We start from the raw sequence: 16,015 nt of genomic DNA, 5'->3' as shown, positions 1-16,015 counted from the left end.
TTTCATACTGTTTTGGCTTTTCGCTACGGCTTTACTTTGCTGGCAACAAACCGGATGGCCATGAAAAAAATCCTTTCCTCCCTTATTCCCTCGCTGCTGGTCCTGCTGTATGCTTATGCTGCCTTCAGCAAACTGGCTGACTTCGATAGCTTCCGGGGGGAAATGCTGAACCAAAGCATCCCAAAAGGAATTGCGGAAGCGCTGATTTACCTGGTGCCGATATCGGAACTGCTGGCAGCCGGGCTGCTCCTGTTCCCAAGGGCCGAGCGCTTGGGGCTGTGGCTCTCCCTTGTCCTGCTTGCCCTGTTTAGCGGATACATCGCGCTGGTGCTGCTGGGTTTTACAGCCCGCGTTCCCTGCTCCTGCGGGGGCATCCTCCGGCACATGGGCTGGGGTACGCATCTCGCTTTTAACCTGTGCTTCTTTGCCCTCAACCTTACCGCAATATTTATGTGCAGCAGCAGCAGTGCTGCCCAAGTCCAAAAGGGGAAAGCCGAAAACCTTCGAAAAGAGTAGGCAACAATTTATCCTTAAAAGTTTTCGTTCGTTTTTGAAGTTAAAAGCGATCTGCATCATGAAAAATTTAAAAGTTAAAATGGCCGCGATGGCCCTGTTGATCGGCACCGGTGCCGCGTTCGCTTCGGTTGCCCCCAAGGCCTTCACCAACAAAAAGTGGGGCCTGGACCGCGCTACCGGCCTGTACATTGACGTGACCGGCGAAACGAAAGGCGTCGGCTACAGTTGTACCGGCGTGTCGGAAACCTGTACTGCGCAGTTCCCTTCTGATGTTGATCCCAACAACCAGGCGGGCGATGCCCATCCGGGCACCGTGGCCGGCACCAACATCGAGCCGGGCGTTTTTGGCCAATAAGCCATAACCGCTCCTTCCCCCGTGGCCGGCGCTTTCCAGCGCCGGCTTTTTTATGGCCTTATCTTTCATTTTGTGGAATGCCGCTTGATTGTACTTCCTGATTCGGGATGGGGTAAGCATAGCGCTTGCTACCGGGTTCCAGGGTGTAGGTATTTCCCCGGATTTTACGCATAAGCGTGATGGCGAAGCGCGGCTCTGTGTTCAACCGCCGTAAGTCGCCCCAGCGCAGCCCGCGCGCAGTTAGTTCCTTCCGCCGTTCGTCGAGCACGCGTAAAAGCGCTTCATCAGCCGTACTGGCCGTAAACGGAACAAACGTGCCCGCCTTCCAGCGCGTGGCAAGCAAAGTGTTCAGATCCGCCATAGCGGCATCCCTATCGCCTGCCCTGGCGCTGCATTCCGCCCGAACGAGGTACGTTTCATCAGTAGCAATCCCCGAGAAGTACGAAATGATCCCGGCATAGTTCCCCTTGAATTTAAACCCTGGGGCTAATACGCGGAAAAAGAGCACCTTCCGCAGGTCGTTGGCCACATAAGACCGGTAAAGCAGCGAATCCGCTACCGTTGGTGATGCAGAGCTCGTGAAAGTATAGGATAGTGCGGCCGAGTAAAATAGGATCTCCTTGTTGCTGTTCGGCAGCGCGCGCGGAAAAGGGCGGGCTGCTGTGGCACTGAATGTATTATAGTTAAGCAGACCGGGGGACAATTGCAGGCAGGAATCAGCGTACTTTCCGGCGCGTGGGTAATCTGCCATGGATAAATAAACCCGGGCAAGCAGGGCGAATGCCGCAGCAGTCCCCGGCCGTGTTTTATAATCCGTAGTCGCAGGGAGCAGTTTCCTGGCATCAAGCAGGTCCTGCAACACCCTTGCATAGGTTTCCGCCACGGTCCCCCTGCCTACTTTTTCATTTACATCACTATGTAGCCGGATCGGGATGCCTGCATCTGAAGCTGCGGTTGCTGCTTTGTAGGGCATCGTAAATTCCTGTGCAAGGTTATAAAAGGCGAAGGCCCGGTAAAACAGGGCTGTCCCGCGTATGGCGTTCCGCTCCGAAGCACCGGCAGTATCTGCCTGCAACTCATCCAGACCTTCCAGTACGATATTGGCATAAAATACCTGCTGGTAGGGTATATTCCAGTCCCCTGCCCCTTCTGTCCCAAAGATATCTGCGGACCAGTTGTAGCTACTCCGCTCCTGTTCCAGCAGGTAGCCGTTAAACCCGGCATCGTTTACCCAGGTATCCCCGTCTGCATTATTGAAAAGGGCAGGCGACTGGTTAAAGACCTGGGCATTATCCAGAAGGGCGCGCAGGTCTGGCAGCGTCTTAGGGATGAGTAAGGATTTATTGGGCTTCACGTCCAAAAAATCGTTCTTGCAGGCAAAAAAGCATGCCAGGCAAAAAATCAGTAGCACTTTATATACAAATTGATGGTATCGTGTCATAATATCTAGCTTAATAAGTAAAACGGAGCCCCCCTGCGATCGTCCGCGGCATGGGGTAAGTATTGGCAAAATCCGGATCCAGCCCGGCATGGTTGGCGCGCCAGAGGATGCCGAGGTTTGCTGCATAGGTATACACCTGTATCTTGTATTTAGGCAAGGACCAGGTCAAGCGGACATCCTGCAGGCGGATGTGATCGCCTCTTTCCACTAAGGAAGATGAATAAGTATAGAATTGGTCGCGGCGATTGTCAGGCGCAGCGGGTAGCGAAGGCACAACTGTACGGTTTTCGTCGCCCGGCTGCTGCCAGCGCAGCGCGTAATCGCCGCTTTGGCCGGCAAGGCCGTAGTCATTGCCGTACCGGATGGAGCTTCGCCTGAAATAGTAACCCAATTTGTAACTGATATTTGCCGACAGGCTCCAGTTGCCATAAGTGAATGTATTGCGCAATGCGCCGAAAAGGGTTGGCCGAGAGGGGCCGTGGTAGATGAGGCTTTGCGGGGTAGCTGCGGCAAGGATAGCGGCGTAATCTTTACTGACAAGGCCATTGAGATACCCTTGCGGGTCGCCGGTTTGCGGATCGAGCCCGGCGGATTCGTAACTGTACACAGCAAATAGCGGCCGGCCGGTTAAGGGGTAGGCCCCTATGTTGCTATTGCTGAGGTACGACAGCGCAGTATTCTGCTGATTATAAGAAGTAACTTTGTCTGTAACGTAACTCAGGAAGAAATTGCTCACCCAGCCCAGCCTGCCGCTTAGGTTCCGGCTTTCCAGGGTCAGGTCCATGCCATGCCCGCTTGTACCGGCCGTATTGCCGGTAAACACCGTGATGCCCGTGGATGGGGCAAAGCTGGCTTGCCCGATCAGGTCGATGCCGCGCTTGAAGAAATACTCTATACTCCCGGAAAGACGGCGGCTGAGCGCCGCGAAATCCAGCCCAAGGTTGATATTGCGTACGCGCTCCCAACGCAGCTGCGGGTTTGGCGGGTTAAGCACAATGGCATACGGCAGGCCCGTTTGGGAATCGCTGCCATCGAAATAACTGGCCGTGGTGTAGGCGGACAGGCTTTTATTGCTGTTTCCGTTATAGCCGAAGGTGCCGCGCAGTTTCAGTTCAGGCAGCCAGCTGACATGGTAGAAGTTTTCCCCGGAAACATGCCATGCAAGGCCGGCGGAATAAAGCGGCACACCTTTTTGGTTGGTTTTTACGCCGAAAAGGTTCGACTGGTCAAGCCGCCCGCTGGCAGAAAATACCAGGCGGTTATCGTAGGTATAAGCGGCATTGGCGTAGTAAGACCGGTAATGGTCGGTAGCATCGGCACTGGATTGGCCCATCGGGATGACGCTGCTGTTGTTCGGGTCGTCATAGTACGCAAATGTATTGACACCATCGACGGCAATGGAGCTTGCATGTTCGTCGTCATAGCCGTAAAGGCGGTAAGTGTTGCCGGTAACATGGAGGCCCTGCATTTCATAGCCGGCAATAGCGCTCAATCCGTGTTTGTTGCCGATTGATTTAATGTAGTCCAGTTGAAACCTGCCGTCGCGGCTGGTAGCAGCACTGTTGGCCAGGCCAAGTACGCCGCCTGCGGGTATTGGGTGGCTCAACGTGCCGCTTCCATCGTCCTGGGTATAGCGGTTGGTGAAATTTCGCGCATAATAGCTTCCGGCAGGCTGGAGGTCGCGGTTTGTGTTTTCCGTGCGCTCGTACTGGTAGAGCAATTGCGCGGACAGCCCGGGCATCACCTTATATTTCAATGCAGTATTGAAGCGGGCGGCTATCTGCGCATCGTGGTTATCCGATAAACGCAGGTCTTCTAATGGCCGGTAATTCCAGTCCAGCAGCCCTGCTGCCGTGGCGCTGTTTATGAAGCCGGCCCGCAGGTCTTTAGTTACGGCCAATGGGCGGCCATCCGGGCTGGCCAATTGGGCATATGGATACAATTGCTGGCCGCGGTTCCAGGTAAGGCTTAAGGGATTGTTCCTGTCCGTTCCGGTTTGCGTGAAACTAAGCGCGGTGCTTAGTTCGAGCTTGTTGCCCAGCCGGCTGGTATTGCTGCCATTAAGGGTAAGCCGGTTAAAGCCATTGCCGGCTTCGCTGTCCAGGTTACGGTCGATGCCCGCAGAGAAAAAATAGCGGTTCGTGGCAGAGCCGCCATCCACGCTCAGTGCATACTGCTGCTTGACGGAAGGCCGGTAGAAATATTCCAACAAGTCGTTACGGGTGTCGATGGCGGCTAAGGCATCGATGCGGCTTCCTGCCTCGGATGCGCCGATACTGCCGTCGCGTTGCGCGATGAGCAGCTCGGCAACGGGCGATAAGGGCAAGTGGTTATCAGCGGCCGCTGTTCCGTCAAAATAGCCCTCGCTGAACAGGCGCCTTTCGATGGCGATATAATCCGCGCTGCTCATGCGGTTGAGTTTTTCCAGGGCAGGGCGCTCCCCTATCTGCACGTTGGTATTTACCGTAACGGCAGGTGCCCGGTTAAAACCGCCCTTCCTGGTGGTAATAACGATAACCCCGTTGCCTGCTTTAGTGCCCCAGATAGAGGCCGCGGCGGCATCTTTTAAAACACTGATGTTTTCGACATCGTTGGGATTGAGGTTTTCGATAGGTTCATTATAAGGGAACCCATCGACGACAATAAGCGGGTCGGCATTAGAAAAAAGGGTGCTTTGCCCGCGGATGGAAATCCGCGTCCCCACGGAATTGAAGCTCAGCCCCGGTACGACATCCTTCAACCGGTCGATAATATCTGTAGATGTGCTGCGCTCCAGTAATGCACGTGGCACGGTAACAAAAGAACCTGTAATGCGCTCTTTTGGGATTTGCTGGTAACCTGTCGAGACGGTTACCTCGTTGAGGCTGTTGCTGCTGCTTTGCAGCACAGCGGTCAGGGTATCTGCCAGCGGCAGGCTAAGGTCCTGTTCATACGGTGAAAAGCCAATGTACGATACACGGAGCCGATACCGTCCCGGTGGCGCATTCAGCATGAAATGCCCGGCAGCATCCGATATTGCTTGGTAGCCGGTTTGCAGCAGGCTGACGTTGGCGCCCAGTACCGGGTGCCTTTCGGCATCAAGCACAATACCGCGCAGCGAGGGGGCCTGGGCCAGCACGTTCGATGCGCCGGCAAGCAGTGCAATGCCTAAAATGAGTGAATAAAATATTTTCATGGATAAGTTGGGTTAAGGTTTCTGGGGATTAACGGGCGCATCGCGTATGACCATCATGTCAACAATGCCTTCCCGCTCTGCAAGGGCAAGCCCGTATGGCGCCAGCCCTGCATTGATGGAAACAGTATCGCTTAGCTTGCCGGTAAATTTGAGGTCTACGCGGCCGGTGTAGCCGCTTTGGTCTACGACGGGCAAGGGTGACCTTTGCAGGTACTGTACCTGCAGGCGCATCATGAGCTGGGCCAGGTGGGCGTTCTGCAGTTCGCAGGCAAAAGGCGATATATTGGTTACCAGTGTACCGCCTTTGGTTTTAAGGCGGTCGAGCGAATCGGTCCGGACAAGCGCTAGGCAACGGGTTTTAACGGGTTCTATCGTGATCTGCCACTGCGGGAAAAGCCTACGCAGGTCTTCCTGTATCATGCCGAAGGCCTTATCCCCTACTCCCGGCGGCGCAAGCAGTTCGTAAGAGAAGCCGTTACCGTCTGCCAGCCAGGCATCAGTAGTTTGACCGGGCTTAGGCTGGGGGTTCGCCAGCGTAGTATCTTTCGCAAGCACCTTTATATTCGCTTTTGGGAACCACCTGCCATTTTCTTTAAAGGCGAGGCGGCAGAACCAGATAAAAGGCAGGTTACGGACAGAAAATGATTGTGGCTTGCCGGGTTCCGGTTCACTGATATGCAGTGCAGGAGGCAATCCGGGGACGTAGCCGGAAAATATACGGTGGTAGAGGACGGCGGAACCATCGCCCCCGTTTCCGTTGATGAAGAGCGGCTTATCATCACTGAACGGTACTTTCAAGTCTTTTTTTTCGGTAAGCGATGGTGCGCCGCCATGCAGCATCGCCATGATATTTGCTGCATTGACCTCTGTATATTCGGTAATGGCTACAACGGTACCTTCGCCGTTTATCCAGACATAATGTGGCAGGGTACGATGCGGGAAAAGCTTATGCAGGGTTACGTCACCGGTAATTTCGGGAAGGTCGAATGGCTTATACTTTTGCATGGCTGCCAGTACGGGTGCCACGACGGCTTCTTTTTGGTAAGTGACGGGCAGGAAAACGACCTGGTCGCCAAATACGCGCTGGAGGGAATCCATGACCGGCACCATGGTACGGCATGGCGCACACCAGGTGGCCCAGAAATCGAGGATGAGCAATTTCCCGCTAAAGGCGGACAAGTTTAGTTCAGTTACGGGTTTGCCGTTGAGTTTTAAATTACGGATGCCTGACAGATGGATATCGGGCACTTTTCCGCCAATGGAGATACCGCCTTTGGTGATGTTTTCGGCGTAGGTTTTGAGTTTGAATTCCTGTGCGCTTGCGCGGAAAAAAAGGCAAAGCAAAGCCAGGAAGCATAATTTTAGCTTCATTTTAAAAGGATTACAGTTACGGAAAAAAATAAAATGTTAAGGCTGCAGAAACGGAGTCTTACCTAAAACGCCTTGGGGAATGGCATAGCGGAACGGCCTTAATTATGATAAGGAAGGTCATTCGGGCGGGCAGATGACGAGTAGCCAGGGGGATATGGTTCCGCTAAACATGTTGCGCCTCCCCCGTTGATGGTAATAAGTGCGCCCCGCCCGTTGCCTGTGAAGCTTCAAGCGAATTCACAAGTATAATTAACTGATCGAAGAGCGAGGCAACTTCTTCGGCGGGCAGTACTTCGGGGCTTAGCGCCGTAGTTTCCCCGAGCCCACCTTTGGAGGCCAGTGCAAAGACTTCCCATAGCACATTTTCTACCCTAACGATAGGCCAGGCTTTTAAAAAAGCTTCGGTCGCCTTTTGGGACGACGTCAATGGTCGATGGAGTTGTTTGTTTGCAGGCACGGCTTCCATTACTTTGGATTAGGTTAAAATGTAAGCCGGTTCGACACAAAAAATTAAGGCGTGGAACCCGGCCATTCGTCACTGTGGCCCTAGGAAGCCTTGAGAACGAACAAGCTGGGCCCACGCCTATGGCGTGAGCACCTCACTTATTCCCTTGTTCTCGTTTGAATTTCCTAGGTTCCAGCGACAAGAGATCTTAAGTGCAATGCTTCAATATTTTGAAAGTATCGCAAATCTAAGGCTATTCTATCTATTCGCCTTATTAATTGCTAAAGTAAACAATAAAAACGATTGTGTCAATACTGACACAATAAAATTGGATTAATTTTTTGAATTTTCTCCAAGTTTATGATTGACGTTTCAGAAAAGGAGAATTACCGAAAAGTTGCTTTCAATCTTTACACACTAAGAAAAGCTAAAAAATTGAGTCAAGAGGCTTTAGCTAATGAGAGTGGTGTTGAAAGGTCAAAAATCAGCCGGATTGAAAATTATTCGGAGGATTTTTTATTCTCAACAATTTTGAAATTGTCAAAAGCATTAAATACAACTACCGACAAAATCTTAGATTTATCGGCCCTCGTCCCTCTTAACTTTGAGAAAGAAAAGGAAAAAATTTCTACCAAATAGTTTAATTTCTCTATTTGCACAAGATATTTATGATTTTTGAGCGTTACGTCTTCACGGACTTACTAAAGTCGTTTGTAAAGGTATAACGCAAGAAGATTGGGAGAACCGTTTATCAAAAAGCTGTCCCCTGCCTGGTGAAGTTACAAATCGCAGCGTGCACCTGCTGGACGCAACAGCATTCCTCGTACTGCTCGTATTAGCTCATATCCCCTATCAACGTCTATATATAAACAAATAAAAAGCATTGGCTTGAGCTAAACTCCACGAGCAATGAAAACCGTTACCCGACGACATTCGGACCAAATAATATGGTTAGTCTTCAGGGTGTCCAGATTCGGCTTCAAATGTTTGCCAATGGCTCAATCCGCCATATTGCTATTTACCTATAATGCATTTCTCGAATATGTTGTATCTGGCAAACACACATATGACGCTATTTTTCCAATTGCTAACCCTGCCTTGTAAAACAATTCCGGTGCGGCAACATAGGATTCCTACAATTGATATTTTCTTTCGGGCTCGCGGAAAATACCGTGAAAACACCCTTTTGAATTACCTGCTAATATGTTGATATTTAGGAACTAAAACCTAAAGCTATGGCTAACCGCCCCTTTAAACAATCAATCAAATCAAACATATGCCGGTATCCTGGCATCATCATGTTATTCTTGATACTGTTCTTATCTTCCTGCGGCCCGAAAGTTTATCAGTTTGCCGTATCCCCGCCTACTGCAGGTCCCCATGACTCCATCAAGGTCCGCTGGCATGTCAAAGGGATGGCTACCCTTTTGATCCATGACCTGAACTACCCGGGAACGCCCGATGCACCTCTTGCAGATATAACACTTATTATAACCCGGCACGGCCAGGGATTGCCTTTCACCTTGCATGCCTCTGACACGATCAAAATACCGCTGGAATCGACGGATTCGCTGATCATCCAAAAACAGTCCGACCAAGTCCGTGATGACCGGCTGCGTTACTTAACCATGGTGGCCTCCCTGCGAGGCAAAGAAGCGAACAGTACGAAGCAAGTCGCTGTCCGTCCCGATACCGCCAGCGATGTAATCGCCTTCCGGACCGTAATCCGCGGTGACAGCTTGATTGCCGAGGGTATCAATAACCCGGTACGCTGGGGTAATAATTTCAATATCCTCACGGTCGCGTCTGGCAGTAACCGGGTGCTGACAGTTACCCATGCCGGAAAGAGCCTGGAAATTCCAACGGCTCAACCAGGGAGCGGATTCGAGGGTACTCCCGTTTCCGGCTTTTGGTCGTTCCGGACACCCATGACCGTTGCCGAAAAAGACAATCACCAACTGGTTCCTGTATTCCTTAAGTTATCAATCACCCTTAAACATCGATAAATATGTCGCTGCAAAACATCAAAACCGTAATACTGCTTATGTTCGAGAACCGCTCGTTCGACAACATGCTCGGCCACTTAAGCTTCGAGGGGCTGCAACCGGATGCCGACGGGATCCGCCCTCCGCTCCAGCAGGATCAGTATGCAAATTTGTATCAGGGCGGTCTTTACTATCCCTTTCACCGGCCATTGGATAGCCAGCTGCAATCAGACGTACCCCACGAGTATGATTTCATAGCGACCCAATTGGCTCCCGGACCGGCAGGCACGCCGAGCATGACCGGTTTCGTCGAAGCCTACGCGGATGCAACCGGCCAGGAGCCGAATATCCAGGCCGACCCGATGTGCTTCTTCGGTTCCGAACAAGTCCCTGTCACTAGTTTCCTCGCGCAAAACTTCGCGGCCTGCGACCGGTGGTTCTGCCCGCTTCCTTCCAGTACGCAACCTAACAGAACGGTAGCTTTTTGCGGCGAGAGCTCGATATTCCAAACCAAAGCGCAGGCCATTTCGGCAAGGGGCAATATTTTTGATTGGCTGGCAACCAACGGTATCAGCTGGGGCGTTTACCATGATGGGTTTACCTTCTTCGCGCTGTACCCGGGGCTTTGGGACAATATATTCAGCGGGAACTTCCATAACTATGAACGCCTGGCTACGGACCTCAAGAACGGAACGGCACCGCAGGTAATCGTTGTTGAGCCAAGCTACCAGGATGCTCCGCATATAGGGCCAGACCATCCCAACTGTAATCATCCGCCCTTGGCGGTTGGCTGGGGCGAAGATTTCCTTCGCCGTACCTATCAGGCCGCAACGATTAACCCTGACATATGGGCGGAAACCCTGATGGTGGTTTACTATGACGAACATGGGGGCTTTTACGACCACGTTGCGCCGCCTGTACTAGACAATGCCGCCGCGGGGAATGCCGTCCCGCCGGCACCTTATGCATTTAACACGCTTGGCCCGCGTATCCCGGGGTTATTGATTTCGCCCTGGGTCACCCCCGGCACGGTTAGCCATGAACGGTTCGACCATACCTCGGTGTTGCAGTTGCTGGCTGAACTTTTCACGCCGGGCACGCCTTATTCCGCGGCTGTCGCCAGCCGCGCGGCCCAGGGTATCAGCAGCTTATCTGTAGCACTCAGCGATACCGCTTCGGCCGTTCCGCCGCCACCTCCGCCGCCGGACCCCATCTTTGCAAAATCCCTGCTCGGCGACAATGTAGCGACGCCACCAGACAGCGGCATGGCACAGTCACTGGAAACTGCGGCCCTGGATATGCTGGCCCAGCGGCCCGCTGATGTCGATGCGAAGTTCCCTTTGCTCAATAACTGGAAAGCCGCGGTATTGCAGGCCAGACCTGACTCCATTAATTGATTGCGGAACATGTCGCTTTCGGAGGATTGGCCAATGGGAAATACAGCGAAAATGCCAAAAACGGCTGTGGCCGCCCTGGAATTTTCTATGGTAGCAAATCATATACTATCATTTTTGCTTAGTAAATTATTATCTATGTTGCTTAGTAAACAATTAAACCTTGTTGCTATGAAAAAAAGATAACTATTTTGGGTCTAAAACTCATCCAAGGTTCATCCTCCTTACACTGATTGTCTTATATCTACTGTTGCAAGTGCTTTGAGAAACAACCTGACTTAATACAATATCGAAACCCAGCCGCTGGATTTCTGACTATGTTGTTTTGTGAAAAGCACATAGTAATATGTTGCGGGCGGCAATAATTTTCCGTGGTATCTGCCGTCCCAAGGGGTGTAATAACCATGGCTTTTATATACCTCCTGACCATTGCGATTATAAATGTTAAGTTGTACCGTAGGGTCGTTCGCTATTCCTGATATCGTCCAGGTATCGTTCACGCCGTCGTTGTTCGGGGTAAAGGTATTGCCCATCTTTACATCCGGGCAATCGGATGCCACGACGATATCCTGGCTGGCTTTACATCCGTTGCTATCCTCTACGGTTAAAGTGACCGTTTGCGGCATGGTGACGCTGAAACTTCGGCTGCCCTCTACGCCATTCCAAATATACTTGGTAAAACCCCCAGGTGCCGTCAGCGTGACCGATGAATGGGTAAATGTACATACCGATGTATCGGGTACGTCCAGCACAGGGTTTGGCAGCATCAAGACGTCAATGTTATCATCGGCTGTACAGCCCGCAGGGGACGTTACCCTGACGCTATATTTCCCCGAATGACGGACGGTTATGCTCGCAGTTGTTTCCGCTGTGGACCACAGCACCGTACCGACATTATTATCCACGTTCAACACTACCGCTTCGCCGTCGCAGAGCGAAGTCTTTATCGTTTTTGTGATTTTAGCCACCGGCGGATCGTGAAACACCAATGCATATACAGGCGATGGTTTGATGCAGTCCGGTTTAGCTCTGCTGCTTACCATTGCTTGGTAATTACCGGGAATATCGGTCATAATTTCGGCCTGGCCAGCGAAATCCGGGACGACTGCCCCGTCGCGTTGCCAGGAGATATCGTAATTATCGGTTGCGGAAACTTTTATCGACAAGGACGCCTTGTCGCCTTTGCAATAGGCTGCCTTATACTGGGATATCCGCAAGTCGGTAAAACTTATCACTTTGACATCTACCGTAGCCGACGGTACCCAGCTATTTTCGCAGGCACTCGCCTCGGCATAATAAATCCCCGGTTCGTTTACCCTGACGCTTGCGCCTGTGTTGGCTGTAAGCTGGCCGTTTTTGTACCAACGGTACTGGTATTGCGTATTCGCGGTGGCCTGTAGGGTTAGCGCTTCATCCTCGCAAAGGTAAACTGTACCACTATGATCAAGGCTAAATACCGGCGTTTTTACGAATTTTATCTCTAGCGGGTCCGACGTTTTGGTACAAATGCCGACTACACTGCTTAGCTCTACCGTATATTTTGAATCAGCAGTAGAGGTAATACTTGTTTTGTCCTGAAGCGAAGGCACGATCTGACCGTTGAGCAGCCAGTTAATCCGGTAATCAGGGCCTGATTGGATATTAAGCGAGAGCCTGGCAGTCTCGCCTTCGCAATAGGTTGTTTTATCGGCAACGATGCTAGGTGCCGGCAGGTTAATGAGTGCTACATTTACTTCTTTTGAGGATACCCAGTTGCCATCGCAGGCGCTTACTTCGACTTTATATTTACCATTGCTTTGAACATTAATGCTGTAAGAAACATCCCCGGTGAGCACGCCATCTTTTAACCAGCGATATTGGTAAGCAGGGCTGTAATCTGTAGCCAGGGTGGTACTGTTCACATCGCAAAGGGCAAGCGTTTCGGGGTAGTTGAAACTAAATACAGGAGCAGATATAATGCTGGTTGTTAAGTGATTTGTTTCCAGGTGGATGTCCTGACAAGGGTCGTACAATATGGCGTAGTATTCACCGGCGGTTGAGATTTGCAACTCACGCCCGCTTTCTCCTGGTAATTGCTGCCCATCTTTGTACCACTGTATACTGTTACCTGTATAGCTGTTGGTGGCAACTAAAGCGGTTGCAGTATTGCCGGCGCAAATATCCAGGTGTTGCTGATCTGCGGGGGCATCTTTAAATGATGTCGCCTGTAATTGTGTAGTGGGTAGGTATTGTGCATAATCCGGCTTTAGGTAGTACAAGCCTTTCTCCGTTGCCACCCATGCACCATCTTCACAGAGCGGCGTTTCTACAGAAGCGACGTTTACACAAATATCATTTACTTTTATGCTCCCCAGTATATCTGCATGGAACAGTTCGAATGTTGTTAAACCGAGGACGCCTTTCCGATAAACAGAATTGCTGAAGTACAAGCCCTGATCGGTGCCGATCAAAAGGTTTTGTTTCATTTTCCCCGGATAATCAAACCACGCACCGCCGCCAAAAGCTGTCAGGCCGTAAATAGTGGTTACTTTGTTTACGGATATACCGTCCAGGTAATGCCCGTAGTCATGCTCGAGGTTGTAGCTGAACTGCCAGTTGTTTTGAAACAGCCCGTTTTTGTTTCCCCAAAACATGTTCATAAATTGCACCCGTATGTCATAATCGGTCATCGCGCCGGTAACCATGGTGGCTGTTTTAATATGATCTCCGAACCCATTTTTTCCCTCCCATAAATAGCCGACGAAGGATGTGTACTCGCCTGCGTAAAAAGCCGGCAACCTCCTTGATCCGTCAAAATCATCATAACGTGTACTATCGCGAAACATTTCTGTACGGAACGTTGCGGAATATATTTTACTATTGTGTTCCCCGGGGTCGCGCGTTAGGATTTCGTTATCTACATCGTACCGGTACAGGGCCTCATCCGAACCGATCAAAAGTACCGGCGGATCTGCGGGGGTACTATCGTAATATTGATGCGTACGTTTGGCTACACCTATCGAGTTGATGGTCGTAACGATACCAGCTGTAGTACCCAATGTTTTAATGCTGCCGTCTTTATATTGGATAAGGTTATTGCTATTGGTCGCAATAAAAACAATGTCTTTATCTACGCCCGCAATGTCAATAAATTTCAAGGCACTTTGGCCGGCAAAAGCTGCGCTATAGTCATCTACCGCCATGGTGACACTGTTAATACGGTACACGCTGTTGTTTTCAGCTAATACCCAGAGGTAAGGGTCAAAAAAATCCCTTTTTACGCTGATGATATTTTTGCCCGGAAAAAAGTGCTGGTTTACTTGGAAGGCAACGTCCTGCTGCGCGAGAAGCTTACCTGTGAAAAATAATGCTAAAATAAAAAAAAGCGATTGCCGCATCAGCGCAGGTTGACAAGGTTTATGATACTGTAAATTTAATTAAATATCATATTGGGAACAAATTATAAGGCAATCATATTCAAGGGGCCAGAAAAAAAGGAAAACAAAATGCAGGATATATTGCGGATAGATTAGCGAAAAATTATAAAGTCAGCGATATTCATCAGGGCTGAGCTTTGCTAGGCTACGTTGCGCTTTTGCTACCTATCCACCGCGCAACCAACCGTTCAGGCGGTTTCACATTCAACCCCTCGGGCAATGCTGGGTTAGGTAGAAAATATGTTCTTTAACTAAATAGTATTTTCCAAGGTAAGAGAGAGTATAGCACCTCCCTTATCATATTTGAATACCGGTGCTCGTAAGAGTTTTAAAAAACATCTTACCCTTTGGCACGAGTTGCCCATAACTTTGCCTTATTCAGATAGTCGCGCCAGTTGGAAGAAAATACGTTACTTAACTAAATCGTACTTTTCAAGCCAGACCCGGGTATCCCCAGCTTTGCCCAATTCGGATACTCTCGCCAGTCGGGGGTTATTTTGAGTTGAAAATATTATCGTCGATTCGAAAAGGGCTATAACCTAGTGGCATTTTTCGCATTATTGGATCAAATAAAACCCAATATACCTGGTTAGCGAAATAAACATCATATATTTTTTTATGTCTATAATAAATTTCGGTCCTCATGCCGTCCGAGTTGCTCGAAGAATGTATAACAGGGTCATTGCAAAGTTTCTTAATGTTCGCAAAGAAAACTTTTTTAGAAGTATCTAATCTAAAAGATCCGCTCGTTGTTGAGTCAATGGATACAAATTGATCGGTATAATTACTGCCGTGACCCTTTATCGCAAAGCCTTCTCCCCTCTCATTGAGTTTATAAGAAACAAATTTATTTCCAAATCGAAAATTTATTCTTACGTCATAATTATTATCTTCATGTACAATTGATCCGCATGACGCTATAAGTAAGATTAAAGCTAATGAAAAAAATTTCATGGTGTACGATTTACATTATAATTTAATCGTTTTAATTTTCCTTGTTCAGCTCGAAGGCTGTTTTCCGTTGTATAACTGTGACCGTTCGTCGATTTCGGTCTGCCGGTCTCCATTGTAGCCAATTCTTCTGGTGCTAGCCTTTCTATTACAAGTTTACCCGATGGAGTAGAGTAGGCATTGACTGCGGCATTGGGTTGATGAGATAATTGTTCGCCATTCATCCCGGCTAGCCCGTGTATTAATTCGTGATCTAACATATCAACCAATGAGAGCGTTTGTTCTTTAATGCCGTCTGGGCCTCCAGTCCAAATAAAATGCCCAAGGCCAAAGGACGATGTTTCGTCTGTACCTTTGCCGTTGGTTTCGTTTTGTAAATCACCATTGGTAGCGCCGGTACTTGCCCCAATCATGCCTTCCTTTGTTCCTTCTCTCACGCTGAGGTCAAGAGTTAATGTCTTCTTATTTCCTATAATATCTCTAATTAATTGAGTTCCCTGTGCCAATTTTCCATTATGCTTGGATACTATTTCTACTTGACCATTTTTAGGATTATATCTAAGTTGATCGTTTGTCATAGCACGTAATGATTTCATGAATAATGCAATTTCTTTTTTATTCAATTTCCTATGCTCCACTTCGTTTTGGCCTAGAGCTAGATCCATTCCGTCTGGATCGATAAATTTGATTGGGTTATCTATGCAGTAATTGTAAGATGACCATCGTTTGTATTTCTCTGCCAATGGATCTATCACGCCCCACCTTGCAATCACCGGGTCATAAAACCTTGCGCCGTAATCATATTGCCCCAACTCTTCCTGTTTTTCTTTATTGTTATAAAGATACTCATTTTTAGGGCTGTTGATAATGGCACCGCCTGTTTCGAGGCCGAAGGGATAATAATCATTGCTTTGTTTTAATTGCAGCGCGCCGCTTACGATGCTGAAGCTTAGGCGGCTGTTGCCC

The 16,015-nt window shown here is 49.6% G+C and carries 11 protein-coding genes; 5 read left to right on the top strand and 6 right to left on the bottom strand.

Annotated elements, in window-relative coordinates:
• The first annotated feature begins 60 nt into the window (after window positions 1–60).
• Complete coding sequence (locus tag AC1DXC_RS23280; RefSeq protein ID WP_477461573.1) at window positions 61–516, top strand: MauE/DoxX family redox-associated membrane protein; 456 nt, start codon at window positions 61–63, stop codon at window positions 514–516.
• A gap of 58 nt (window positions 517–574) precedes the next feature.
• Window positions 575–871, top strand: a complete 297-nt coding sequence (locus tag AC1DXC_RS23275; protein ID WP_477461572.1) for a DUF6520 family protein — start codon at window positions 575–577, stop codon at window positions 869–871.
• Between the two features lie 58 nt (window positions 872–929).
• On the opposite strand, the gene AC1DXC_RS23270 is transcribed toward AC1DXC_RS23275, so the two are convergent.
• From AC1DXC_RS23270 to AC1DXC_RS23255, 4 genes are all read right to left on the bottom strand, one after another.
• The gene (locus tag AC1DXC_RS23270; protein WP_477461571.1) at window positions 930–2,312 is read right to left on the bottom strand and encodes a RagB/SusD family nutrient uptake outer membrane protein; all 1,383 of its coding nucleotides are present in this window, start codon (window positions 2,310–2,312) and stop codon (window positions 930–932) included.
• Window positions 2,313–2,322: 10 nt separating this feature from the next.
• Window positions 2,323–5,487: a SusC/RagA family TonB-linked outer membrane protein gene (locus AC1DXC_RS23265; protein WP_477461570.1), complete on the bottom strand. Its 3,165-nt coding sequence runs from the start codon at window positions 5,485–5,487 to the stop codon at window positions 2,323–2,325.
• A 12-nt stretch (window positions 5,488–5,499) separates the two neighbouring features.
• Window positions 5,500–6,858, bottom strand: a complete 1,359-nt coding sequence (locus AC1DXC_RS23260; RefSeq protein ID WP_477461569.1) for a TlpA family protein disulfide reductase — start codon at window positions 6,856–6,858, stop codon at window positions 5,500–5,502.
• A gap of 163 nt (window positions 6,859–7,021) precedes the next feature.
• Complete coding sequence (locus AC1DXC_RS23255; RefSeq protein WP_477461568.1) at window positions 7,022–7,324, bottom strand: hypothetical protein; 303 nt, start codon at window positions 7,322–7,324, stop codon at window positions 7,022–7,024.
• 339 nt (window positions 7,325–7,663) lie between these two features.
• Between AC1DXC_RS23255 and AC1DXC_RS23250 the strand changes: the two genes are divergently transcribed.
• The 3 genes from AC1DXC_RS23250 to AC1DXC_RS23240 all read left to right on the top strand — a co-directional run bounded on the left by AC1DXC_RS23250 (window position 7,664) and on the right by AC1DXC_RS23240 (window position 10,685).
• The gene (locus tag AC1DXC_RS23250) at window positions 7,664–7,942 is read left to right on the top strand and encodes a helix-turn-helix transcriptional regulator (protein ID WP_477461567.1); all 279 of its coding nucleotides are present in this window, start codon (window positions 7,664–7,666) and stop codon (window positions 7,940–7,942) included.
• A 596-nt stretch (window positions 7,943–8,538) separates the two neighbouring features.
• Window positions 8,539–9,309: a hypothetical protein gene (locus AC1DXC_RS23245; RefSeq protein WP_477461566.1), complete on the top strand. Its 771-nt coding sequence runs from the start codon at window positions 8,539–8,541 to the stop codon at window positions 9,307–9,309.
• Window positions 9,310–9,311: 2 nt separating this feature from the next.
• A complete protein-coding gene (locus AC1DXC_RS23240; protein WP_477461565.1) occupies window positions 9,312–10,685 on the top strand; it encodes an alkaline phosphatase family protein in 1,374 nt (457 codons plus the stop codon).
• Between the two features lie 275 nt (window positions 10,686–10,960).
• On the opposite strand, the gene AC1DXC_RS23235 is transcribed toward AC1DXC_RS23240, so the two are convergent.
• Together AC1DXC_RS23235 and AC1DXC_RS23230 are read right to left on the bottom strand one after the other, a co-directional pair.
• Window positions 10,961–14,059 (bottom strand): T9SS type B sorting domain-containing protein, encoded by a 3,099-nt coding sequence (locus AC1DXC_RS23235; RefSeq protein ID WP_477461564.1) that lies wholly within the window; start codon window positions 14,057–14,059, stop codon window positions 10,961–10,963.
• Between the two features lie 989 nt (window positions 14,060–15,048).
• Window positions 15,049–16,015 (bottom strand): RHS repeat-associated core domain-containing protein (locus tag AC1DXC_RS23230; RefSeq protein ID WP_477461563.1); only part of this gene is annotated, 967 nt, incomplete at its 5' end.

It is taken from the genome of Mucilaginibacter sp. P2_D11, from assembly GCF_056404435.1.
The sequence above is the reverse complement of the archived record's forward strand: the minus strand, read 5'-3'. Positions and strand labels throughout refer to the sequence as shown.